Annotated in this window: 16 protein-coding genes; 15 read left to right on the top strand and 1 reads right to left on the bottom strand. The window is 72.8% G+C overall.

The genetic code is table 11. From position 1 onward, the window contains the following. The first annotated feature begins 2 nt into the window (after positions 1 to 2). The 11 genes from ACIRP2_RS02160 (at position 3) to ACIRP2_RS02110 (ending at position 15252) form a co-directional block, all read left to right on the top strand. Positions 3 to 944: a carbohydrate ABC transporter permease gene (locus tag ACIRP2_RS02160; protein ID WP_404245633.1), complete on the top strand. Its 942-nt coding sequence runs from the start codon at positions 3 to 5 to the stop codon at positions 942 to 944. A gap of 1 nt (position 945) precedes the next feature. Then, complete coding sequence (locus ACIRP2_RS02155; RefSeq protein ID WP_404245631.1) at positions 946 to 1848, top strand: carbohydrate ABC transporter permease; 903 nt, start codon at positions 946 to 948, stop codon at positions 1846 to 1848. Positions 1849 to 1851: 3 nt separating this feature from the next. Further along, positions 1852 to 3117: a 6-phospho-beta-glucosidase gene (locus ACIRP2_RS02150; protein WP_404245629.1), complete on the top strand. Its 1266-nt coding sequence runs from the start codon at positions 1852 to 1854 to the stop codon at positions 3115 to 3117. Next, positions 3108 to 4082 (top strand): N-acetylglucosamine kinase, encoded by a 975-nt coding sequence (locus ACIRP2_RS02145; protein ID WP_404245627.1) that lies wholly within the window; start codon positions 3108 to 3110, stop codon positions 4080 to 4082. Before ACIRP2_RS02150 ends, ACIRP2_RS02145 begins: the two co-directional genes overlap by 10 nt. Before the next feature lie 368 nt (positions 4083 to 4450). Next, positions 4451 to 5788 (top strand): hypothetical protein, encoded by a 1338-nt coding sequence (locus tag ACIRP2_RS02140; RefSeq protein ID WP_404245625.1) that lies wholly within the window; start codon positions 4451 to 4453, stop codon positions 5786 to 5788. A gap of 164 nt (positions 5789 to 5952) precedes the next feature. Next, entirely contained in the window at positions 5953 to 6927 is a 975-nt protein-coding gene (locus ACIRP2_RS02135) for a glutamate ABC transporter substrate-binding protein (RefSeq protein ID WP_404245622.1), read from the top strand. A 102-nt stretch (positions 6928 to 7029) separates the two neighbouring features. Further along, entirely contained in the window at positions 7030 to 8355 is a 1326-nt protein-coding gene (locus tag ACIRP2_RS02130; RefSeq protein WP_404245620.1) for a hypothetical protein, read from the top strand. 61 nt (positions 8356 to 8416) lie between these two features. Continuing rightward, a complete protein-coding gene (locus ACIRP2_RS02125; RefSeq protein WP_404245617.1) occupies positions 8417 to 11152 on the top strand; it encodes a tetratricopeptide repeat protein in 2736 nt (911 codons plus the stop codon). A 2-nt stretch (positions 11153 to 11154) separates the two neighbouring features. Next, entirely contained in the window at positions 11155 to 12459 is a 1305-nt protein-coding gene (locus ACIRP2_RS02120) for a protein phosphatase 2C domain-containing protein (RefSeq protein WP_404245615.1), read from the top strand. 130 nt (positions 12460 to 12589) lie between these two features. After that, positions 12590 to 13948, top strand: coding sequence for a VWA domain-containing protein (locus ACIRP2_RS02115; RefSeq protein WP_404245613.1), 1359 nt, complete (start codon positions 12590 to 12592; stop codon positions 13946 to 13948). Positions 13949 to 14058: 110 nt separating this feature from the next. Beyond that, on the top strand, positions 14059 to 15252 hold the full coding sequence (locus ACIRP2_RS02110; protein WP_404245611.1) for an FHA domain-containing protein: 1194 nt from the start codon (positions 14059 to 14061) through the stop codon (positions 15250 to 15252). A 53-nt stretch (positions 15253 to 15305) separates the two neighbouring features. On the opposite strand, the gene ACIRP2_RS02105 is transcribed toward ACIRP2_RS02110, so the two are convergent. Next, entirely contained in the window at positions 15306 to 16289 is a 984-nt protein-coding gene (locus ACIRP2_RS02105; protein WP_404245609.1) for a methyltransferase domain-containing protein, read from the bottom strand. Between the two features lie 154 nt (positions 16290 to 16443). Here ACIRP2_RS02105 and ACIRP2_RS02100 point away from each other — a divergent pair, with 154 nt between their 5' ends. The 4 genes from ACIRP2_RS02100 (at position 16444) to ACIRP2_RS02085 (ending at position 24102) form a co-directional block, all read left to right on the top strand. Continuing rightward, complete coding sequence (locus tag ACIRP2_RS02100; protein WP_351080412.1) at positions 16444 to 16848, top strand: globin; 405 nt, start codon at positions 16444 to 16446, stop codon at positions 16846 to 16848. Positions 16849 to 17019: 171 nt separating this feature from the next. Continuing rightward, a complete protein-coding gene (locus tag ACIRP2_RS02095) occupies positions 17020 to 20334 on the top strand; it encodes an FtsX-like permease family protein (RefSeq protein ID WP_404245607.1) in 3315 nt (1104 codons plus the stop codon). A 1-nt stretch (position 20335) separates the two neighbouring features. Next, a complete protein-coding gene (locus ACIRP2_RS02090) occupies positions 20336 to 23143 on the top strand; it encodes an FtsX-like permease family protein (protein ID WP_404245605.1) in 2808 nt (935 codons plus the stop codon). Next, positions 23140 to 24102 (top strand): ABC transporter ATP-binding protein, encoded by a 963-nt coding sequence (locus tag ACIRP2_RS02085; protein WP_404245603.1) that lies wholly within the window; start codon positions 23140 to 23142, stop codon positions 24100 to 24102. The genes ACIRP2_RS02090 and ACIRP2_RS02085 overlap by 4 nt, the downstream gene beginning before the upstream one ends. The last annotated feature ends 56 nt before the right edge of the window (positions 24103 to 24158 follow it).

Here is a 24158-nt window from a genome sequence, read left to right as displayed (position 1 = left end):
CGATGAGCACATACACACTGCGTTCGAAGCGCCGCCGGTCGGCGCTGCGAACGGCGGCCTTCATGTCGCCGTGGCTGATCGGGTTCTGCGTCTTCTTCGCCTACCCGCTGATCTCCACGCTCTATTTCTCCTTCACCAGCTACGACGGTTTCGCGGCCCCGGAGTTCAGCGGTCTGAAGAACTGGTCGTTCGTCTTCCACGACTACCCGCTGTTCTGGCCCGCGCTGCGCAACACCCTCTGGCTGGTCGTGGTCATGGTGTCCTGCCGGGTGGTGTTCGGCCTCGGTGTCGGGCTGCTGATCACCAAGATCAAGACAGGTACCGGGGTCTTCCGCACCCTGTTCTACCTGCCGTATCTGGCGCCGCCGGTCGCGGCCACCCTCGGCTTCGTCTTCCTGCTCAACCCGGGGACGGGTCCGGTCAATTCGATCCTCGGCGATCTGGGGCTGCCCACGCCGGGCTGGTTCACCGACGCCACCTGGTCCAAGCCGGCGCTGACCGCGCTCGCGGTGTGGGGTGTGGGCGACCTGATGGTGATCTTCATGGCCGCGCTGCTGGACGTACCGAAGGAGCAGTACGAGGCGGCGGAGCTGGACGGGGCGTCCTCGTTCCAGCGATTCCGCTTCGTCACCCTGCCGAACATCTCGCCGATCGTGATGTTCGCCGTGGTCACCGGGATCATCCAGACGATGCAGTACTACACCCAGCCACTCGTGGCGGGGAAGGTCGCCTCGGGCGTGATGGGCGGATCCGGGCAGCAGTTCGAGCCGGGTTATCCCGACAAGTCGACACTGACGCTTCCGCAGCTCGTCTACAACCTCGGCTTCCAGCGCTTCGACTACGGCTCGGCCTGTGTGATCGCGCTCGTTCTCTTCGTCCTCGCCATGGCGTTCACCGCACTGCTGATGCGGCGCCGCAGCGGGCTGATCCAGGCAGGTGAGTGACGTGGCGCAGGCTCTCGACACCCTGAAGGCCGCCGACCGGGCGACCGAACCGGCCACCCCGGCCGAGCGCACGGCACGCCGCAAGGCGCTGCTGAACTGGATCGCCGTGCACGCGCTCGGCGTCGCGGCCGCACTCTTCTTCGTGCTGCCGTTCGTCTTCCTGCTGCTCACCTCGCTGATGAGCGACCAGCAGGCGCTGACCCGCGATCTGTGGCCGCACCCCTTCGAGTGGAGCAACTACAAGAAGGTGTTCGACACCCCGGGCTTTCTGACCTGGTGGAAGAACACCCTGCTGTACGCGGGGCTCGGCACGGTACTCACCGTCGTGTCGTCGCTGCCCGTGGCGTACGCGCTCGCCAAGTTCCGCTTCCGGGGGCGGCATCTGTCGCTGATGCTCGTCATCTCGATGATGATGCTGCCGCCGCAGGTCGTCGTCATCCCGATGTATCTGTTCTGGGCGAAGCAGATGGACATGTCCGGCACGCTCTGGCCGCTGATCATCCCGATGGCCTTCGGCGACGCGTTCTCCATCTTCCTGCTGCGCCAGTTCCTGCTGACCATCCCGAACGAGTACCTCGACGCGGCGAAGGTCGACGGCTGCGGTGAGTTCCGCACGCTGATGAAGGTCGTCGTACCGATGGCCAGGCCGGGCATCGCCGCTGTCGCCCTCTTCCAGTTCTTCTACGCCTGGAACGACTACTTCGGCCCGCAGATCTACGCCTCCGAGAACCCGGCCGCCTGGACGCTCAGTTACGGCCTGGAATCCTTCAAGGGCGCACACCACACCGACTGGAACCTGACCATGGCCGCGACCGTACTGGTCATGGCCCCCGTGATCCTCGTCTTCTTCTTCGCCCAGAAGGCTTTCGTCGAGGGCGTCACACTGACCGGAGTAAAGGGCTGACCTATGAAGCTCGCAGTAGTTGGTGGCGGGTCCACCTACACACCTGAACTGATCGACGGCTTCGCCCGGCTGCGGGACACGCTGCCCATCGAGGAGCTCGTGCTCGTCGATCCGGCGGCCGACCGCCTCGAACTCGTCGGCGGCCTCGCCCGGCGGATCTTCGCCAAGCAGGGCCACCCGGGGCGGATCGTCACCACCTCGGACCTCGACGCGGGCGTCGCCGACGCCGACGCCGTCCTGCTCCAGCTGCGCGTCGGCGGCCAGGCCGCCCGCAACCAGGACGAGACCTGGCCGCTGGAGTGCGGCTGCGTCGGCCAGGAGACCACCGGGGCCGGCGGTCTCGCCAAGGCGCTGCGCACCGTCCCGGTCGTCCTGGACATCGCCGAGCGGGTCCGCCGCACCAATCCGAACGCCTGGATCATCGACTTCACCAACCCGGTCGGCATCGTCACCCGGGCGCTGCTCCAGGCCGGGCACAAGGCCGTCGGCCTGTGCAACGTGGCGATCGGCTTCCAGCGGAAGTTCGCCCGGCTCCTCGACGTCACGCCCGCCGAGGTGCATCTCGACCACGTCGGGCTCAACCACCTGACCTGGGAGCTCGGTGTCCGCCTCGGCGGCCCGGACGGCGAGAACGTCCTGCCGAGGCTGCTCGCCGAGCACGGCGACACCATCGCGGGCGATCTGCGCATGCCGCGCGCGATCGTCGACCGGCTCGGCGTCGTCCCCTCGTACTACCTGCGCTACTTCTACGCGCACGACGAGGTCGTACGGGAACTCGGCACCAAGCCGTCCCGGGCGGCCGAGGTGGCCGCGATGGAGAAGGAACTCCTCGCCATGTACGGCGACCCGGCGCTGGACGAGAAGCCCGCGCTGCTCGCCAAGCGCGGCGGCGCCTTCTACTCGGAGGCGGCCGTCGACCTGGCGTCCTCGCTGCTCGGCTCGGGCGGCAGCCCGGTGCAGGTGGTCAACACGTACAACAAGGGGACGCTGCCGTTCCTGCCGGACGACGCGGTGATCGAGGTGCAGGCCAGGGTCGACGGGACGGGCGCCGCACCGCTCGCCGTACCGGAGCTGGACCCGCTGTACGCCGGTCTGATCGCCAACGTGACGGCGTACGAGGACCTCGCCCTGGAAGCCGCGCTGCGCGGCGGTCGGGACCGGGTGTTCAAGGCGCTGCTCGCGCATCCGCTGATCGGCCAGTTCGAGTACGCCGAGGCGCTCACGGACAAGCTCCTCGCGCACAACCGGGAGCACCTGGCGTGGGCGTGAACGCTTCGGTCCTCGCGATCGACGCGGGGAACAGCAAGACCGATGTGGCCCTGATCGGTGCGGACGGAGCAGTGCTGGCGACGGCCCGCGGCGGTGGCTTCCAGCCGCCGGCCGTCGGGATCGAGGCGGCCGTCGACGTTCTCGGCACGGCCGTCGCACAGGCGCTGGAGCTGTCCGGCGTGCCGGCCGGTGCCGTCACGCATGTGTCGGCCTGTCTCGCCAACGCCGACCTCCCGGTGGAGGAGGAGCAGTTGGCCGGGGCGCTGGGGGCGCGTGGCTGGGGCGCCACGGTCGAGGTGCGCAACGACACCTTCGCGATCCTGCGCGCGGGGGTGGACGAGCCGCGGGGGGTGGCCGTGGTCTGCGGCGCGGGGATCAACTGTGTCGGCATGGTGCCGGACGGGCGGACCGCGCGCTTTCCGGCCATAGGCCGGATATCCGGCGACTGGGGCGGCGGCGCGGGGCTGGCCGAGGACGCGATGTGGTTCGCCGCGCGGGCCGAGGACGGCCGCGGTGAGCCGACCGAGCTGGCCCGGACACTGCCCGGACACTTCGGGCTCGGCTCGATGTACGCGCTGATCGAGGCGCTGCATCTGGGGCACATCGAGTTCGAACGGCGGCACGAACTGGCTCCGGTGCTCTTCGCGACCGCGGCGGCCGGTGACCCGGTGGCCGGCGCGCTGGTGGACCGGCTGGCGGAGGAGGTCGTCGTGATGGCTTCGGTCGCACTGGGCAGGCTCGATCTGCTGGACGAGGAAGCGCCGGTGGTGCTGGGCGGCGGAGTCCTGGCGGCCCGTCACCCGCAGCTGGACGGCAGGATCGCCGAACTCCTCGCCGTACGTGCCCCGAAGGCGGTGGTCCGGGTGGTGACCGAGCCACCGGTGCTCGGGGCCGCGCTGCTCGGCCTGGACCACACCGGGGCGGGCGCCTCGGTGCACGAGAGGCTGCGCGCGCAGTACGGCTGATCCGGCCCGTCTCCTCCCAGGGGCGTCCGCGGCGTTTCGCGCCGCGGGCGCCCCTTGCGCAAGGGAACCGATCAGTTGTCCCGGACGTGTTCATGAGTGGGGAGTTCGGTCCGCTCAGGGGATTGATCCGCCGATCGGCTTGATCGGCGGCGCATGCCTTGATCGAATGCGAAGGAACGCATCCGGGGATCGCTGCAGGATCAAGCGTTCCTGGTGTGGATGTCGGTCCCCGCGGCCATACTTCAGGCCGGGTACCAGTCCCCCGATCGGCCGGGGGCCGGGCCACCGTCCGTGACCGAGGGGGAGGTCGAGTGACACACCCGCCGACTGTACGCACGGCGCCGGACCACGCGCGGGCGCAGCCGCCCGTGCCCGCGACCGCACCCGTTCCGCCCCGGCGCGGCGCCTGGTCCGTGACGTCGGACCGGCTCCGGGCCGCGGCGACGACCGAACCGGGCAGGCTCCGGATCATCGGGGCCGTACTGGCCCTGCTCGTCGTCGCGTTCGGGGCCGTGACGGCGTTCGAGATCGCCGACCGGGCGGCCGCCGCGGACGACGTGGTGAACCGCAGCCAGCCGCTGAGCGCCGACGCGGCGGACATCTACCGTTCGCTGGCCGACGCCGACACCGCGGCGGCCGGCGGCTTCCTCGCCGGGGCGCAGGAACCGCGGGCGGTCCACGACCAGTACGACAGGGACATCGAGGAGGCCTCCCGGCTGCTGGTGAAGGCCGCGGCCAACACGGACGCCTCGACGAAGTCCGGTCACGAGATCACCACGCTCAACGAGGAACTCCCCCGGTACACCGGGCTGATCGAGCGGGCCCGCGCGAACAACCGGCAGGGCCTGCCACTGGGCGGCGCCTATCTCCGGTACGCGAACCAGCGGATGACCAACATCCTGCTGCCGGCCGCCGAACGGCTGTACACGGCCGAGACCGACCGGCTGGGCCGGGACAGCGACGCGGCCAGGGTCTGGCCGTTCTTCTCGCTCGGGCTCGGAGTCGTGACCCTGGCCGGGCTGCTCTGGGCGCAGCGGCGCAACTACCGCAGGACGAACCGGGTCTTCAATCACGGGCTGCTCGTCGCGACCGCCGCGTCCACCGTGGTGCTGCTGTGGCTCGCGGTGGGGCACACGGTGGCGCGGTCCGAACTGCGGAGCGCCGATGTGCACGGACAGCAGTCGCTCGACGTTCTCAACCATGCGCGGATCGACTCGTTGAAGGCGCGCGCCAATGAGAACCTCACTCTCGTCGCCCGTGGCGCGGTGCTCACCCCGGACGGCAGGAACGACAAGTACGAGACCGACTACAACACGGGCATGAAGGCCCTCGGCGAAGAGCTGCGGAAAGCCAGGAAGCTCGCGGACGGCGATCCTCCGGGGAGCTCTCCGGTGGCGAAGGCCATCGACGGTGTCGCCGAGTGGCAGGACCGGCACCGGACCGCTCGCACGACCGACGACGGCGGCGACTACGAGGGCGCGCTGAAGCAGATCATCGGACCGAAGGACTCGACGGGTGAGTCCTTCGACCGGGTGGACGAGGCGCTGAAGCAGGCACTCGTCCATGAGCAGGGCGAGTTCAGCCGGGCCGCGGAGAACGGGCGGGGGGCGCTGGGCGGGCTTCCGGCCGGGGCTGCCGCACTCGCCGCTCTGGGCGCCCTCGCCGCGATCCTCGGGGTCAACCGCAGGCTCTCGGAGTACCGGTGAGAGGGGGATCGATGATCAGGAAGCGCACGGGCGTGAGGTCCCGCGCCGAGTTTCCCGCCGGATCAGGGAGCGGAGGCCCCGGGCCTCGCGAGCCCGGTGGGAGGCCCGGCACGGGATCTGGGGCCGGCCGCGGCAGACTGCGCGGCTGGGGCGGGGTGACGGCCATGGCCGTGGCCTGTGCGGTGACGGCCTCGCTCACCCTGCTGCCGCTCTCCCACGGCGGTGCCGACGCCTTCGTCCGGGACACCGCCGGACCGGGTACGGCGCAGGCCGTGCAGACCCGGTCCGGTGACTGCACGGACCCGGAGGCGAGTCTGCCGCCGTCGAGCGGAGGCGGCCCGAGCATCGAGAAGATCAAGGCGCGCGGAAAGCTGATCGCCGGTGTCGACCAGAACAGCTTCCGCTGGGGCTACCGCGACCCGGAGACCGGCAGGATCGAAGGCTTCGACATCGACCTGGTGCGGGCCATCGCCAAGAACATCCTGGGCGATCCCGACGCGGTGATCTTCCGGGCCATCCCCACCAACCAGCGGATCGCCGCCCTGGAGAACGACAAGGTCGATGTCGTCGTCCGGACCATGACGATCAACTGCGCCAGGCTGCAGCAGGTCTCGTTCTCCACCGCCTATTTCCAGGCCGGGCAGCAGGTCCTGGCACCGAAGGGCTCGACGATCACCGGGTTCGACAAGTCGCTGGCCGGCAAGCGGGTCTGCACCGCCGAGGGCTCCACCGCGTACGAGGCTCTGGAGAAGCAGTCGTTCGGCGCGGTCTTCAAGGACGAGCACGACGGCACGGACGCGGACGAGGACCAGCTCACCGTTCCCAATCAGCTGGACTGCCTGGTGCGGCTCCAGCTGGGCGAGGTCGACGCGATCGTCACGGACAACGCGCTGGCGGCCGGTCAGGCCGCCCAGGACCCGGCGGTCGAGCTCAAGGGCGACAAACCGTTCACCACCGAGTACTACGGCGTGGCGACGAAGCGCGGCGCCGACGACCTGGTGGCCCGGGTCAACCAGGTGCTGGTCGACTACCGCAGAGGTGGTGCGAACAGCCCCTGGATGGAGTCGTACCGGAACTGGTTGGAGGCCGGACTGCCGGGGTTGAAGGCACCGCCGGCACCCAAGTACCGGAGCAACTAGTGCGGGGCCGGCCGGGGTGCGCGACGGCGCCGTCCCGGTCGGCGAGGCAGTGGCACTGATCCTTTCGGGCCCGTCCCGGCAGGAAGAGCGGAGAGGTGATCGATGGGCGTCGCGGGCTCCTTCCCCGGCTATGCGGGGAGGCCCCCCGGCCCGGTCATGGACCGGGACGAGGCGGACCGTGCGCTGGCCCGGCTGGGCGCGGAGCACGAGGCGATCGAGACCTCGCTCCTCGCCCTGCAGGACCACGCGGGCCGCCGGCTCCTGGAGGGCGCCGATCTGACCGGTGTCACCAAGGAGCGCTGGGCCTCCACCGAGCAGTCGATCACGTTGCTGTGGGGGTACTTCGACGCCTACGCGGGGGCGTTGGCCGAGGCCCGCGCGGTGCGATCCCGCCGACGCCACCCCAACCGGGACGACCTGGTGGCCCTCACCGAGCTGCTGCGCGGCCAGGGTGTCACCGTGGCACACGCGGCGGGCCGCCCCGATCCGTCGGTCACCGGCCCGGCCAAGCTCTCCGAGCGGTTCACGCTGGAGGAGCTGGTCACCCGGATGAACGAGCTGTACGCCCGCTCGCTGGACATGGTCGTCGCCTCCGACTCCGTGTGGTCCGCGCTGCCCGCGCGGATAGACCTGCTCGCCGCCGAGCTGCACCGCACCCGCTCGCTGGCGCACTCCGTCGGTGTGCGGCCCGGTGAGCACCCGGCGGGTGACGACCTGGAGGCGATCACCCAGGAGTTGACCACGCTGCGGGTGCAGGTGATCTCCGATCCGCTGGCCTTCTGGCTGTCGGGGCCCGGCAGTTCGGCGCCGGGCGGCGGGCGGCCCGACACGACGCGGTACGACCGGGCCGCCCGCGCCCTGGACGACGTGCGCCGCGAGATCGAAGCGGTGCTCGCGGTCCGGCAGGACGCCGAACAGCGCCTGGTCCAGCTGCGTGACGTCCTCTCCCGCGCGGACCGGACGCTGACCGAGGCCCGGTCGGCGCGCGGCGAGGTGCTGGCGAAGATCGCCGCCTCCGAGGTGCCCGCGGTCAGCGGTCCGGCGACCGCGCTCCAGGAGCGGCTGGTCGCCGCGTCGGAGTACCGCAGGCGTGCCCAGTGGCACCGGCTCTCCCCGCTCCTGGAGACGCTGGAACGGGAGGCCGAGGAGGAGCTGTTGCGGGCCCGCGAGTCGCTGACCGCGGTCACGGCCCCGCTCGCCGTGCGGGCGGAGCTGCGCGGCAGGCTCGACGCGTACAAGGCGAAGGTCGCCCGGCACGGCCTGGCCGAGGACCCACTGCTGATCGAGCGGTACGACGCGGCACGCCGGATGCTGTGGAGCGCGCCGTGCGATCTGCGGGTCGCCGCGCAGGCGGTGCTGCGCTACCAGGAGGCGGCGGCCGAACTGCTGTCGCAGCGCCGGGCCCCGGGACCGGAGGACCGGCGATGAGGACAGGTGTGCGCAAGGTGGACGGGCCGTCGCGGCGGCGGGGCGAACAGGGGGACGGACGATGAGTACGCAGTGCCAGCGCCCCGCGTGCGAGGGCAGTTACGAGGACATGGGCGGGGGTGAGCTGTACTGCGACACCTGCGGGCTGGCTCCGGTCGTCTCCCCGAGCGGCATGGTGAGTTCGCCGCCCACCGGGATCGCGGGCGGCGGCGCGAGCAGCAGGGGCAGCAGCAGCAGTTCCCGGGCCTCCTCGCGGTCCTCGTCCCGTTCGTCGACGTCGCGGCGTTCCGTTTCGGGGCGTCTCTCGCGCTCGTTGTCCGGCGGCGCGACGTCCCGTTCGGTGTCGGTGCGTTCCTCCGGTTCGTCCTCGGGGGCGTCCGGCCGGAGCAGGCTGGGTGCGGGACTGGTGCAGGTGCCGGACGTGCCGCGTCCCGACCCGCGCTCGGCGGTGATGGCGAACCCGGAGGTGCCGGAGCGGAAGCGGTTCTGTTCGCGTTCCGACTGCGGGGCCGCGGTGGGCCGGGCCCGTGGCGAACGGGCGGGCCGCACGGAGGGGTTCTGCACCAAGTGCGGCCACCCGTACTCCTTCGTGCCCAAGCTGCACGAGGGCGACATCGTGCACGGCCAGTACGAGGTCGCGGGCTGTCTGGCGCACGGCGGGCTCGGCTGGGTCTATCTCGCGGTGGACCGGGCGGTGTCGGACCGCTGGGTGGTCCTCAAGGGCCTGCTCGACACCGGCGACCAGGACGCCATGGCGGCCGCCATCTCGGAGCGCCGCTTCCTCGCCGAGATCGAGCACTCCAACATCGTCCGGATCTACAACTTCGTCGAGCACCTCGACCAGCGCACCGGCTCGCTCGACGGCTACATCGTGATGGAGTACGTCGGCGGCAAGGCGCTCAAGGAGATCGCGAACGAGCGCCGCACCCCGGCCGGGAAGCGCGATCCGCTGCCGGTCGAGCAGGCGTGCGCGTACGGCATCGAGGCGCTGGAGGCGCTCGGTCATCTGCACAGCCGCAACCTGCTGTACTGCGACTTCAAGGTCGACAACGCGATCCAGACCGAGGACCAGCTGAAGCTGATCGACATGGGCGCGGTCCGCAGGATGGACGACGAGGAGTCGGCCATCTACGGCACGGTGGGGTACCAGGCGCCGGAGGTCGCGGAGGTCGGCCCGTCGGTCGCCTCCGACCTGTACACGGTCGCGCGGACGCTCGCGGTGCTCACCTTCGACTTCCAGGGCTACACCAACGTCTTCGTGGACTCGTTGCCGGACCCGGACAACATCGAGGTGTTCCGGAGCTACGAGTCGTTCTACCGGTTGCTGGTGCGGGCCACCGACCCGGATCCGGCGCGGCGGTTCGCCTCGGCGGCGGAGATGGCGGAGCAGTTGACGGGCGTGCTGCGCGAGGTGGTGTCGCTGCAGACCGGACGGCCGCGGCCCGCGCTGTCGACGCTGTTCGGCACGGAGGTCCGGGTCACGGACACGCAGTTGTTCGCCGAGCTGACGGACGACGTGTCACGGCTGGGGGCACGGGCTGCCGCTCCCGCGTCGTCCGGGCGCTTCGGGCGACGGCGGAAGGGAGCGGGGACCGGCACGCCCGCGGGCACGGCCTCCGTGCCGGGCGCGCTGCCCGCGGGTGCTCCGGCCGTGCCCGGGTATCCGGCGGCGGGTGCCGGTCCGCTGACCGCGCCGCCCACACACGTACGGTCCGGCAACGGAACCGGCGGCGCGGCGCTCCCGTACGCGCAGAACCGGGCCGTGATTCCGGGGCCTCGCGTCCCGGTCGCCGACCCCGGTGCGCCGTCGGGGCCGTACGTCCCGAACGGCCCCCGGCCGGCCGGGCTCGACGCGCGGGCCACCTCGCTCGCACTGCCCGTCCCCCGGGTCGACGCGAGCGACCCCAACGCGGGCTTCCTCGCCGGGCTGATGGCCACCGCTCCCGCCGAACTGATCGCCGCGCTCGACGCCGTGCCCGCGGCGTCGTCGGAGACCCGGCTGCGTGAACTGCGCGCCCGTCTGGAGATGAACGAACTCGGTGCCGCGGGGCAGACCCTGGCGGAGCTGGAGGACCGGTTCCCGGACGACTGGCGGGTCGTCTGGTACCGCGGAATCACCTCGCTGGTCATCGGCGACAACGAGAACGCGGCGCTCTCCTTCGACGCGGTGTACGACGCGTTCCCCGGTGAGCCGGCGCCCAAGCTGGCGCTGGGGATCTGCGCGGAGGTGCTGGGCCAGCTGGACAACGCGGCCGAGTACTACCGCCTGGTGTGGACGACCGATCCGAGCTTCGTCAGCGCCGCGTTCGGCCTGGCCCGGGTGCAGATCGCCGCCGGGGACCGCGCCGGGGCCGTGGCGACGCTGGAGTCCGTGCCGGAGGCGTCGATCCATTACACGGCGGCCCGGGTCGCGGCGGTGCGGGCCAGGCTGCGGGAACGGGCTCCGGACGAGCCGCTGATCGCCGATCTGACGGCCGCGGCCGAACAGATCTCGGGACTGGCCGGTTTCGGCCTGGACGCGGTGCGCCGCGAGCAGTTGTCGACCGAGGTGCTCGGGAAGGCGCTCGACTGGGTGCTCTCCGGGAGTCCCGCGGCTCTGCCCTCGGTCCCCCGGGCGCACGTGCCCGCCGGGTCGAGCGGACCGGGAACGCTGCTCGGCAGTGAGGTGGACGAGCGCGGCCTGCGTTTGGGGCTGGAGCGCTCGTACCGGATACTCGCCCGGCTTGCGGAGCCCGGCGACGAGAGGATCGAACTGGTGGAGCGGGCCAACCGCTTCCGCCCCCGGACGTGGGTGTGAAAATGTCGCAGAAGCCCCAGGAGACGGCCCTGTCGAAGTGCCCCGGCTGCGAGGAGCCGCTGGAGCCGGGGGATCTGTTTTGCGGTGCGTGCGGGTACGACCTCTCGGCCGTGCCCGCGCCGCCGCAGGACCGCCCGACGATCGCCATGACCGTGCCGACGGAGAACGGCGCGGCGGCCCGCCCGGCCGAGGCCCGGCCCGAGGAGCCGGACGGATCGGGCGACTTCGAACTGGCCGCCCCCGGGCCGCCGGCCGCGCCCGCGCCGGCCGTCGGGGCGTCGAAGCCCGCGCCCGCGCCGGTCGCGAAGGCCCCGGCGCCCGCACCGGACCCCCGTACGCCCGCCGCCGACCTGTCCGCACCGCCGTCGGCCGGCACCAAGCTGTGCGTGGCCTGTCGCGCCGGCCGGGTCGACACCGACGGCTACTGCGAGAACTGCGGCCACGCCCAGCCGCGCGAGCGCGACCACATGGAGCAGGAGCTCGGGTCGGTGGCCGCCGTCAGCGACCGGGGTCTGCGCCACCACCGCAACGAGGACTCGTTCGCGGTGTCGACCACCGCCCTGCCCGACGGTTCGCCGGCCGTCGTCGCGATCGTCTGCGACGGTGTCTCCTCGGCGAGTCGCCCCGACGAGGCGTCGGCGGCTGCCGCGAGCGCCGCCAACGAGGCGCTCCTGGAGTCGCTGCCGCGCGGCACCCATCCTCAGCAGGCGATGCACGAGGCGATCGTCGCCGCCGCCGAGTCGGTCAACTCCCTGGCCCAGGAGCCCGGTCGGGCCAGGGAGCACGAACCGCACCGCCATCAGAACGCCCCGGCGTGCACCCTGGTCGGCGCGGTCATGGCGGCCGGTCTGCTGGTCGTCGGCTGGGTCGGCGACAGCCGCGTCTACTGGGTGCCGGACGACCGCACCAGCCCGCCCGCGCGGCTGACCGAGGACGACTCCTGGGCCGCGCAGATGGTGGCGGCGGGCCTGATGAACGAGGCGGAGGCGTACGCGGACGAGCGCGCCCACGCCATCACGGGGTGGCTCGGTGCCGACGCGTACGAACTGGAGCCGCACACCGCCTCCTTCAAACCGGATCGGTCCGGTCTCGTGGTGGTGTGCACGGACGGGCTGTGGAACTACGCGGAGTCGGCGGCGGAGATGGCCGCGGCGGTGCCGGCCGACGCGCAGTCGCGACCGCTGCACGGCGCCCAGGTGCTGGTGGGTCACGCGCTCGACGGTGGGGGCCACGACAACGTAACAGTGGCTCTGCTGCCGTTCGCCGTGCCGCCGCAGGGGGCAGGATCGGCCTGCGGCACCACATGAGTCCCGTTCCGTAACGCTTGGTTCCAGTTCCGTCCGACCCTTGCGCCCCGTCGCCTTCGCCCGCCTTCAACGTATTTCTTCTCTCACAGCTGTCTTCATCCGACACCTGGAGTCCCGAGGAGCCGATCAGATGGCCAACTTCTCCAAGTCGAACGTGCCCCAGTTCTCCGTCGAGGTGTACCAGAACGCATATCTGCCGGAGGGTGGGCGCGAGGTCAACGCGATCGTCACGGTCACCGCGACCGGGGGCGGCACCACCGGAGGCGTCCCGCTGTCCGGTGCGGCGGGGACACCCACGCGCACAGCGGGACAGGCGCCGGACGCCGCCGTGGTGATCATGGTCGACTGCTCCGGTTCGATGGACTATCCACCGACGAAGATGCGCAACGCCCGCGACGCGACGGCCGCGGCCATCGACACCCTGCGCGACGGCACCCGGTTCGCCGTGGTCGGCGGTACGCACGTCGCCAAGGAGGTCTACCCGGGCAACGGAAGGCTCGCCGTCGCCGACGCCCGGACCAGGTCCCAGGCGAAGGAGGCCCTGCGCGCGCTCAGCGCCGGCGGCGGCACGGCGATCGGCACCTGGCTGCGGCTGGCCGACCGGCTGCTCGGCGCCGCCGATGTGGAGATCCGGCACGGCATCCTCCTCACGGACGGGCGCAACGAGCACGAGGCGCCGGAGGATCTGCGGGCCGCGCTCGAATCCTGCGCGGGCCGCTTCACCTGTGACGCCCGCGGTGTCGGCACGGACTGGGAAGTGAAAGAGGTCACAGGCGTCGCCTCCGCGCTGCTCGGCACGGCCGACATCGTCGCCGACCCGGCAGGGCTGGCCGCGGACTTCACGCAGATGATGGAGAACGCGATGGGCAAGGAGGTCGCGGATGTCGCGCTGCGGCTCTGGACCCCCGTCGGGGTCGAGATCAAGTTCGTGAAGCAGGTCGCCCCGACGGTCGTCGATCTCACCGCCCGCCGCACCGAGGCGGGTCCCCGCGCCGGGGACTACCCCACGGGCTCCTGGGGCGACGAGTCCCGTGACTACCACGTCTGTGTCCAGGTGCCGGAGGCCGGGATCGGGCAGGAGATGCTGGCGTCCCGGGTCTCGCTGATCCTCCCCGACCCGTCGGGCGGGGCACCGCAGACGCTTTCGCAGGGTCTGGTACGGGCGGTGTGGACCGAGGACATGGCGGCGTCCACCTCGATCAACCCGCAGGTCGCGCACTACACCGGCCAGGCGGAACTGGCACAAGTCATCCAGCAGGGTCTCGATGCCCGCAAGTCGGGAGACTTCGACGGCGCGACCGCGAAACTGGGCCGTGCGGTGCAGCTGGCATCGGCGTCCGGGAACGAGGACACTGCGAAACTGCTTTCGAAGGTGGTGGACGTCGTCGATGCCGCGACCGGTACTGTGCGACTGAAGGCGAAGGTCGCGGAGGCCGACTCGATGACACTCGAAACACGCTCCACCAAGACCGTTCGCGTCAAGAAGTAACCGCGCAGCAGCACAGTCGGGCCGCCGGGCCGGAGTGATCCGCCGGGTGGCGAAGAGCAACAGCGAACGACGGCCCCCGGGGCCGGACGAGGAGAGGAGGAAGCGCCGACATGCCGACCTGCCCGAACGGACACCAGTCGGGTTCCGACGACTGGTGCGAGGTCTGCGGCCATCGCATGGCCGGGGCGCCCGCGCCCGCGGGTGCAGTCCCCCCGCCGCCTCCCCCGCCGCCCGCACCCGGTTACGGCCACCCGCAGGGCTCCGGCCCGGACGCGGGCCGGCAGGCCGAGCTCTGCCCGCAGTGCCGCACACCGCGCGAGGCGATGGCACCGTTCTGCGAGGAGTGCCGCTGGAACTTCCTCACGAACACCGCGACGTCGTACACGCCGCTGGCCCCGTCCCACAGCGTTCCCGGCCCTCCGCCCGGCCTCAACCTGCCGCCCGGCTTCCAGGCACAGCAGCCGCCGGGGCCGCAGCAGCAGCGCGATCCGTTCGAGTACCAGGGGTCGCGGCCCTCGCAGGTGAACCGTCCGGCCGAGCCGCTCTCCCCCGAGCCGGGAAGCCGCCCCGGCCCCCCGGCGCCGGATCCGCAGTCGCCGCCGCCGTCGTTCCAGCAGGGTCCGCCGCCCGCGCCGTCGTTCCAGCAGCAGTCGGCGCCGCCCCCGTCGTTCCAGCAGCAGTCCGCACCACCGCCGTTCCAGCAGCAGTCGGCGCCGCCCTCGTTCGAGCGGCCGGGTCCGCCCGCGCCGCCCGCGCCGCAGCCGCCCGCCCCGCAGGGGCCGCAGGCCGGTGGCGACGACGACTGGATGCTGTCGCCGCCGTCCCGCACCGAGGCTCCCCAGCCATCGGGCCCGCAGCAGCAACCGTCGTTCCCTGACCGGGAGCAGAGTCGGCCGCCCGCGAGCTGGACCGCGGTCATCGCCCCCGACCGGGAGTACTTCATGGCGATGATGCAGCGCAGCGGTCCCGAGGCGACCGGGCTCAACCTGCCCGCTTACTCCCCGGAGCAGCAGCTTCCGCTCACCGGCAGCCAGGTCACCGTGGGTCGCCGCAGGCAGAGCACAGGCGAGTCCCCCGACATCGATCTGTCCGTGCCGCCGGAGGATCCGGGCGTCTCGCACCAGCACGCCGTGCTGGTGCAGCAGCCCGACGGCGGCTGGGCCGTGGTCGACCAGAACTCCACCAACGGCACCACGCTCAACGGTGCCGAGGACCCGATCCAGCCCTATGTCCCCGTCCCGCTCCAGGACGGCGACCGGGTGCACGTCGGGGCGTGGACGACGATCACGATCCGCCGGGACTGAGAGCCTGTCGGGCAACCTCCGATCGGAGGTCACCCGACAGGCTCCGAGCGGCGCTATCCGTCGGGCAGTGGCCAGGCGTACGGCCCCTCGGGGTCGTCCAGCCAGGCCCACTGCCGCCCGTCGCGGACCGTGATGCCGAACCTCTCCCGCTCGGGGCGCCGCTCGCGCTGCCAGAGGGAGAGGGCCTCGCGGGGGTCGAGAGTGGCCTCGGTCAGCGTCAGCAGGAACCGGAAGAGCTCGTTCTCGCTGACGCGCCTGGGCAGTGCGCGGGTGTACGGACGTCGTACGGATCCCGGTGGCATGCCGCGCAGTGGCACGAAGTACGCGGGCGTGTGCAGGAACCGGCCCTCGGCGTACTTCCCGTGCGCCGACTCCCGCACCCGCAGCAGGATCAGTCCGGTGGCGAACGGTGCCAGGACCAGTGCGCCCGGCGTGCACTGGTCCAGCCAGGCCTGCGGTACGCACGGCAGGGTGCAGGTCACGATGATCCGGTCGTACGGTCCGCGCGGGGGCCAGCCCCGTGTGCCGTCCCCGGTGATCACGGCCGGGTGGTATCCGGCCGCCGTCAGGTGCCGGCGGGCCGACTCGGTGATCTCCGGGTCGAGGTCGACGGTGGTCACGGCGTCGTCACCGAGCCGGTGCGCGAGCAGTGCCGCGTTGTAGCCGCTGCCTGCGCCGATCTCCAGGACGCGCTGCCCGTCCCGTACGTCCAGCTCTTCGAGCATCCGGGCCATCAGCGACGGCTGGCTGCTCGACGAGATCAGCTCGCCGTCCCGGATCCGGGTGGCCAGCGCTCCGTCCGCGTACGCCCCGCGCAGCCACCGGGCACGCCTGACCGGGTCGGGGTCCTCGCACCACAGGCGGTCCCGTCCACCGCCCACGAAGTAGTACGGCACGAACAGATGCCGTGGCACCTGTTCGAACGCGGCCCGCCATTCCGGGTCACCGAGCGCCCCACCGGCCACGATGCCGCGCACCATCGCCCACCGCTCCTCGGCGGCGGCCGCGGCGAACGGATCCGGCTGCGCGTCGTCCATACCTCCACCTTCCTGCGCCGGGGACCGCGGGGCCAGGAACCGGGCCGGGTCCGGGCCGTCGTGCCGGGGACGCCGCACGGTGGGCGACGGCCCGGCGGGAGGACCGGGACCTAGGACCCCGGTCCTCGGCCGGTGCGTCTGCGACGATGGACGGGTGACTGAGATTCCGCGCGACACGCTGCAGGAGCAGACCTTCTACGAGCAGGTCGGCGGCGAGGAGACCTTCCGGCGCCTGGTGCACCGCTTCTACCAGGGGGTTGCCGAGGACCCGCTGCTCCGGCCGATGTACCCGGAGGAGGACCTGGGCCCCGCCGAGGAGCGGTTCCGGCTGTTCCTGATGCAGTACTGGGGCGGTCCCCGTACCTACAGTGAGCGGCGCGGACATCCGCGGCTGCGGATGCGGCACGTTCCGTTCCAGGTGGACCGGGCGGCGCACGACGCGTGGCTGAGCCATATGCGGGTCGCCCTCGACGAGCTCGGGCTGGCTCCGGAACACGAGCGGCGGCTGTGGGACTACCTCACCTACGCGGCCGCCTCGATGGTGAACACCGGCGGCTGAGCGGTCCCGCTGTTCCCCTCGTCGGGTGCGAAATGCGTTTCCCCGTCGCCGATTAACGGTCACGATCCCGTCAAGGTGCGCGCGCAAGCGGTTTCCAACAGCGTGCATGTCCTGACAACATCCGTAGGACGCCGGGGGGCGTGTGTGCGGTGAGGGTTCAGGGGGGCACGTGTGACGGGGTTCGTCTTTCTGCGGCTGAGGGCCTACCGGCTCCTGCTCTCCGCCGCTGTCCTCGCCATCCTGCTGACCACCTCGGTGCTCGCCGCGCTCACCGCGTTCTCCGGTTCCGTCGGCGATGCCGCGCTGCGCCACGCCCTCGCCCACCGGTCGGCGTCCGCCGCCTCGCTCGTCGTGTCCGCCCAGGTGGCGTCCGCGCAGCGGGACGCGGCCGACACGGCCGTCCGCAAGAGCGCCCACGACACCTTCGACGGCCTTCCCGTGGCCGTCCGGACGCTGGAGACATCGGGTTCGTACGCGCTGCCGGACGCTCTGCGGGCCCCGGGCGTCCGGGGCGGCGACCCGGACCTCACCCGCTTCGCCGCACTCGACCGCAGCCGCGTCCGGCTGACCGCGGGCCGTATGCCGGCGGCCGGGACCGGAAGGGCCGGCGATCCCGTCCAGGTCGCCCTGCCGCACACCGCCGCCGGGGTCCTGAAGCTGGGGCCGGGCTCACGGATCACCCTCACCGACCGGCTGGACGACAAGCCGGTGCGCGTGCTGATCACGGGCGTGTACGAAGCCTTCGACCGGACCGACCCGTACTGGCAGCTGGACGAGCTCGGCGGCCGCGGCATCCGCACGGTCGCCTTCACGACCTACGGTCCGCTGCTCGCCGACCCCGCGGTGCTCGGTTCGGGACGGGTGAGTTCCGGCACGGTCTCCTGGCTGGCCGTCGCCGATTTCCGCTCGGTCACCACGGGGCGGATGGACGCCCTGCACGACGCCGCCACGGCTGCGCCGAAGAAGCTGCGGACCATCCCCGGGTTCAGCAGCGGGGCCACCGTGCGGACCTCGCTCCCCCAGGTGCTGGAGCAGATCGACCGGGCGCTGCTGGTCTCCCGCTCCACCCTGATGATCGTGGCCGTCCAGCTGGTGCTGCTCGCCGGATACGCGCTGCTGCTGGTGGCCCGGTTGCTGAGCAGTGAACGCGACGGGGAGACCCGGCTGTTGCGGGCCCGCGGCGGATCACGCGGCCGCATCACCGCGCTCGCGGCGATCGAGGCGCTGCTGCTCGCCCTGCCCGCCGCCCTCGTCGCCCCGCTGCTCGCCGGGCCGTTGACCCGGCTGCTCGCGAACAGCGGCGCACTGTCCCGGATCGGGCTGCGGCTCGACGCGGGCGCGACCGCGACCGTCTGGCTGGTCTCCGCCGTCGCCGCGCTGACGTGTGCGCTGGCCGTCGTGGCGCCCGCGCCGGCGGCCGGTGCCGGGGCGCGTCGCTCCCGCCGTGTCGCGGCGCTGCCGGCGCCGCTGCGGGCGGGCGCCGACATCGGCCTGCTGGTGATCGCGGCGGTGGCGTACTGGCAGCTCGACCGTCAGACCACGGGCTCCGGCAGCGGTGCGCTGAGCGGTGACCGGCAGGGCGGTCTCGGCGTCGATCCGCTGCTCGTCGCGGCCCCCGCCCTGCTGCTGCTCGCGGGCACCGTGCTGACGCTGCGTCTGCTGCCGCCCGCGGCCAGGCTCGCGGAGCGTCGCGCGGCGGGCGGCCGGGGGCTGGTCACGGCACTGGCCGGCTGGCAGTTCAGCCGACGTCCGCTGCGCAATGCCGGACCGGTGCTGCTGCTGGTGCTGTCGGTCGCCATGGGCATGCTGGCGATCGGGCAGCGCACCTCCTGGAACCGTTCGCAGGGCGACCAGGCGGACTTCAGGGCCGGCGCGTCGGTGCGCGTGGTGGGCAGTGTCGAGAACGATCCGGCGCAGGCGGGCGCGTACGCGCGGCTGCCGGGCGTACGGGAGGCGGCGCCCGCGTTCCGTACGGCCCTGGACCTCTCCGGTGAGCGCACGGCCGAGATCCTCGCCCTGGACACCGCGCACGCCGACGAGCGGATGCTGATGCGCGGCGACCTCGGTGACCGGCCGCGGGAGCGGCTGTTCGACTCGCTCGCCCCGCGCGGGAACGCGCGGGCCGGACTGCTGTTGCCCCGGCTCGCGGGGAAGGTCGGGTTCGACGTGCGGATCTCGGCGGCCGGTGCGCCCGCGCGGACATCACCGTCCGGCGCCGCGCCGCTCGTCACCGTGCTGCTGGAGGATCGTTACGGCTTTCCGTACCGGGTACCGGCCGGAACCGTCCCCGTCGACGGGAGAACGCACCCGTTCACGTTCCCGGTGGCGGCCGGGGGCGATCTTGCGGTGACCGGGTTCGAGCTGGACGGCAGCCGGCCGTCCGGCCGGAGCGAGTCCCACCGGGTCGACATCGGCGCCCTCAGGACCGTGTCGGCCGACGGCACCGAGCAGACGGTCCCGGTGCCCGACGGGTTCGGCTGGGACGCCACGCAGACCGCCACCGGATCCGGTGAGGCGGGCCCCGGCGATCCGGTGGACACGAGGATCTCCGCGAAGAGTCTGCTGGCCTTCGGATACGACACCGGAGCCGATGCGGACATGGGGGAATCGACGCCTTCCTTCTCCGTACGGGCCGCCGCGCCCCGTCCCCGGGCTCCGGCGCTGAACGCGGTGGCCACCGACGCCTACCTGCGCGCCGCCGGGGCGAAGGAAGGGCAGAACGTCGATGTCACACTGGCCGGCGAGACGGTCCGGGTGAAGATCGTGCGGGCGGTGCACCGCCTGCCGACCACGGGCCCCGGTGCCGGTCCCGACGCCTCCGCCACCGGCCCCGACCGGCAGCGGGACGGCGGCGCCCTGCTGCTCGACCTCAGGGCCGTCGGCCAGGTCCTCGCGCATCGCCCGGGGGCGGTGCTGACCCCCGTCGAGTGGTGGCTGAGCACCGCTCCCGGACAGGCCGGAAAGGTCGCCGCCGCGCTGCGGGCACAGCCCTACACCGATCCGGCGCAGGTCCTGGTGCGCGACGAGATCGCGAGAGAACTGGTCGGCGATCCGCTGGGCGCCGGGCCGCAGTCCGCGCTGCCCGCGGTGGCGGTCGTCGCCGCGGCACTGGCCGCGGTCGGCTTCGCGGTGAACGCCGCGGGCGCGCAGCGCGAACGGACCGCCGAGTTCGCCGTACTGCGCGCGCTGGGGACGCCGCGCCGACGGCTGACCCGGATGATCGCCGCCGAGCAGGGGGTGCTGATCGTGATCGCGCTGCTGGTCGGGGCCGCGCTCGGGGCCGTCCTGAACCGTGCCGTCGTGCCGCTCATCGTGCTGACCGGACAGGCCACCGCGCCGGTGCCCTCGGTGCTGGTGCGGTTGCCGGCCGGGCAGGTCGCCGCGCTGCTGGCGGGAGTCGCCGCGCTGCCGTTGCTGATCGTCGTGTCCCTCGCATGGCGCGGCGCCGACCCGGCGACCTCGCTGCGCCACCAGGGGGACGACTGACATGAGTCCGCGCTCCGTCCGAGACCGTCGCGCCACGGCCGCCTGTGCGCCCTGGGTCCGTACCCGGTTGCGTACCGCTCCCGGCACGGCCTGGGCGCTCGGGCTGCTGGTGCTGCTGACGGCGTTCCTCGCCGCCGCCTTCCCGCGCGCCGTCGACCGGTACGAGACCGAGGGGCTGCGCCGTGACATCGCCACCGCGGACCCCGGGGTCAGTGTGCTGGAGCTGAGCACGCCCCAGCCCGATCTGCAGGTGCCCCAGCCACAGCGCGAGGAAGCGGTGCGCGCGGCGTCGCTGGGGTCCGTCCATCGCACGGTGCTGTCCGGGCTGCCCGACGTGATACGGCCCGACACCGCCCAGTCCGCGTACGGCTTCCGTACCACGACGCCGATCCCCGCCGGGGAGGACTGGCTGCCCCGGCCCTCTCGCATCGACCCCCAGCTGACGTACTCGACCCTGTCGGCCCTCTCTGACCACGCCGCCCTGCGCGCCGGGGCATGGCCCACCGCGCACGGCACGGTCACGGTGGACACCTCGCAGGTCGAGGGCGCGGTCACCGAGGAGACGGCGAAGGCGCTGCGGATCAGGGTCGGCTCGACCGTCTCCGTGCCGACCCAGGGCGGCACACCGCTGACCGTGCGCATCACCGGCATCGTCGCCCCTCAGCGCCCCGAGGCCACCTACTGGTCGGCCCAGCCACTGCTCCGGACCCCGTCGCTGGTGGCCAAACCGGGGCACGTCGACCCGCGTTACTACTGGATCGCGGCCGTCCTGCTGCCGCCGGACGCCGCGCCCGCGCTGCTCGCCACCGCCAGTCAGCCGGAGGCGTTCTGGTGGATCGCGCCGGACGCCTCCTCCCTCACCGCCACCGACGTGCCGGCACTGCGCTCGTCCGTCGCCTCGCTGGAGGGGGGTCCCGGGCTGGTGGAGATGCGGGGGGTGGCCGGCGCGAACGCCGCGCTCAAGACCGACCTGGACACGATCCTCACCAGGTACGACACCCTGCGCAAGGCGATCGGCCCGGTCGTCATGGTCGCCGCCGTGGGCATCGGGGCGGTCGCCGCGGTCGTCCTGCTGATGACGATCGGGCTGATGGCCGGGCGGCGCCGCGGTGAACTGGCCCTGCTGCGTGCGCGCGGCGGATCGCTGCGCGGCCTCGGCGGCCGGCTGCTCGCCGAGGCGGTGGTGACCACGGTGCCCGCGGCGGCGCTGGGTCTGCTGATCGCCGTACTGACCATCGGGGGCGCGCGGTTGTGGCCCTCGGTCACCGGGGCGGTCGCCGTCGCCGCGTTCGTCTGCGTCGTCCTGCCGCTGCGTACGGCGCTGCCGCACCGCAGGCCGCAACCGCACGGTGCCCGTGACGATCTGCTGGGCGCCCGCCCCTCGCGGCGGCGCACGGTCGCCGAACTCACCGCGCTGGTACTGGCCGTCGGCGCGGTCGTCGCCCTGCGCCGGCGCGGTACGGGCTCCGGCGACGGCGACCTGCTCGTCAGCGCCGCCCCCGTGCTCGTCGGTCTGATCGCCGCCCTGGTCCTGGTACGGCTGCTGCCGGTGCCGCTGCGTCTCGCCCAGCGTTCCGTCGCCCGGCGGCGCGGCGCGATCGGTTTCCTGTCGCTGGCCCGTGCCGGGCGCACCTCGGGGGGCGGCGCGCTGCCGCTGCTCGCACTGCTGCTCGCGCTGACCACGACGGCGTTCGGCGGCTCGGTGCTCGCGGGCGTCGCGGACGCGCGGGACGAGGCGGCGGTGCGTGCGATCGGCGCGGACGCCCGGATCAGCGGCCCCGGCGGCTCCGTGCCGCTGCCGGACCGTCTGGTCCGGGAGGTGCGGGGAGCGGGCGGTGTCCGGGAGGTGGCGGCCGTGGGGATCGAGTACGACGTCGTGCTGCCGTTCGACGGGACCGGGGACCAGCGCACGAAGAACGCCACCCTGGTGGCCGTCGACCCGGCGACGTATGCCCGGCTGGCCCGCTCGACCGGCCTCGGGGCGTTCCCCGCCGACCGGTTGAAGCCCTCCGGCCCCGCGGGACGGAAGGCACCGTCGCGGGACCGGGTGCTGCCCGTCATCGCGTCGCCGTCCGTCGCCCGACAGCTCGGTGACCGGCCGCGCGATCTCTCCACGGCGGCCGGGTACTTCGGCGCGCGGGTGGCGGGTGTCGTCACCCGCACTCCCGCCGTTCCCGGCAGCGACTTCCTGATCGTCGACGCCGCATCGCTCACCCGCCCGCGGACCACCACCCTGCTGGTCACCGGCGGCTCGCCGGACGCGAAGGCGCTGCGCACGGCGGCGCACCGCGCGGGCAAGGACGTGACCGTGCGGCTGCGCACCGAGGAACGCGCGGAGTTCGTCGACACCCCCGTCCAACGGGGTGCCGGGGCGATCTACGCGGCGGCGATCGCGGCCGGGGCGGGCTACGCTCTGCTGGCCGTCCTGCTGTCGTTGCTGCAGACCGCCCCGGAACGCACCGCCCTGCTGGCCCGGCTGCGGACCATGGGGCTCACCTCCCGGCAGGGCAGACGGCTCCTGGGGCTCGAAGCGATGCCTCAGGCACTGCTGGCGGCCGTCGGCGGGCTGCTCGTCGGCTGGGCGACGACCGCCCTGCTGGCGCCGGGCATCGACCTGGTGGGCCTCGCGCTCTCCACCGGATCCGCGGCCGCCGCACCCGACACCGTCCCGCTGCGGACCGACCCGTGGTCGCTGGCGCTCCCGGCGCTCGGCGTGGTCGTCCTCACCGCCGCGGTGGCCGCCGTCCAGGCCTGGTGGGCCGGCCGCCGTGGACCGATCACCGAACTCAGGTCAGGAGACCCCCGATGACGTCGCCGGCGACCGACACCACACTGGCCGAACTCGAACAGCGGGCCGCCGCCCGCCGCGACCGGCCCTCCTACGGACACGACGCGCTGATCGCCTGCGACCGCCTGGTCCGCATCTTTTCCGCGGACGGGGTCGAGGTGCAGGCCCTCCAGGGCCTCGATCTGCTGGTCACCGAGGGCGAGTTGATGGCCCTCGTCGGCGCGTCCGGCAGCGGCAAGTCGACTCTGATGAACATCCTGGCGGGCCTCGATGTGCCCACGGCCGGGTCCGCGAAGGTCGCGGGCTGCGATCTGCTGTCGATGGGCTCCAAGGAACGGCTCCGCTACCGCCGGGACATCGTCGGGTTCGTCTGGCAGCAGACCGCCCGCAATCTGCTCCCGTACCTCACCGCCGTACAGAACATCACCCTGCCGATGCAGTTGCGCGGCCGGGGCCGAAACCGTGAACGGGCCGAGCGCGGCGAGTCGTTGCTCCGGATGCTGGGACTGGAGGAGTGCCGCGACCGGCGCCCGCAGCAGCTCTCCGGCGGCCAGCAGCAGCGGGTGGCGATCGCCGTCGCACTCGCCAACCGTCCTTCGGTGCTGCTCGCCGACGAGCCGACCGGTGAACTCGACTCGGCCTCCGGCGAGCAGGTCTTCGCCGCCTTCCGCCGCGCCAACGAGGAACTCGGCACCACGATCGTGATCGTCACGCACGACCAGGCGGTGGCGAGCGAGGTGCGTCGTACGGTCGCCATCCGGGACGGCCGTACGTCCTTTGAGGTGCTGCGCCGCACCGAGGTCGACGCGGCGACGGGCCTGGAGTCCCAGGTGGCACGCGAGTACGCGATGCTCGACCGTGCGGGCCGTCTGCAACTGCCCGCCGACTACACGGAGGCGCTCGGCATGGAGCACCGCGTGATGCTGGAGCTGGAGCAGGACCACATCGGGGTCTGGCCGGACGACCAGCCGCGCCCGTGAGGGCAGTTGGTGGTGCCAGCCCCAGGAGGCTTCGACCGGGTGGCCCGATGTTCCCC

Source organism: Streptomyces sp. NPDC101194 (assembly GCF_044767885.1).
Lineage (GTDB): Bacteria > Actinomycetota > Actinomycetes > Streptomycetales > Streptomycetaceae > Streptomyces.
This window is presented reverse-complemented; position numbering and strand designations above follow the sequence as displayed.

Bases quoted from the DNA above. Each gene is read 5' to 3' on its own strand.
- ACIRP2_RS02150 (WP_404245629.1), top strand. From the start codon at position 1,852: ATGAAGCTCGCAGTAGTTGGTGGCGGGTCCACCTACACACCTGAACTG.
- ACIRP2_RS02120 (WP_404245615.1), top strand. From the start codon at position 11,155: ATGTCGCAGAAGCCCCAGGAGACGGCCCTGTCGAAGTGCCCCGGCTGC.
- ACIRP2_RS02115 (WP_404245613.1), top strand. From the start codon at position 12,590: ATGGCCAACTTCTCCAAGTCGAACGTGCCCCAGTTCTCCGTCGAGGTG.
- ACIRP2_RS02130 (WP_404245620.1), top strand. From the start codon at position 7,030: ATGGGCGTCGCGGGCTCCTTCCCCGGCTATGCGGGGAGGCCCCCCGGC.
- ACIRP2_RS02090 (WP_404245605.1), top strand. From the start codon at position 20,336: ATGAGTCCGCGCTCCGTCCGAGACCGTCGCGCCACGGCCGCCTGTGCG.
- ACIRP2_RS02105 (WP_404245609.1), bottom strand. From the start codon at position 16,289: ATGGACGACGCGCAGCCGGATCCGTTCGCCGCGGCCGCCGCCGAGGAG.
- ACIRP2_RS02125 (WP_404245617.1), top strand. From the start codon at position 8,417: ATGAGTACGCAGTGCCAGCGCCCCGCGTGCGAGGGCAGTTACGAGGAC.
- ACIRP2_RS02085 (WP_404245603.1), top strand. From the start codon at position 23,140: ATGACGTCGCCGGCGACCGACACCACACTGGCCGAACTCGAACAGCGG.
- ACIRP2_RS02110 (WP_404245611.1), top strand. From the start codon at position 14,059: ATGCCGACCTGCCCGAACGGACACCAGTCGGGTTCCGACGACTGGTGC.
- ACIRP2_RS02160 (WP_404245633.1), top strand. From the start codon at position 3: ATGAGCACATACACACTGCGTTCGAAGCGCCGCCGGTCGGCGCTGCGA.
- ACIRP2_RS02135 (WP_404245622.1), top strand. From the start codon at position 5,953: ATGGCCGTGGCCTGTGCGGTGACGGCCTCGCTCACCCTGCTGCCGCTC.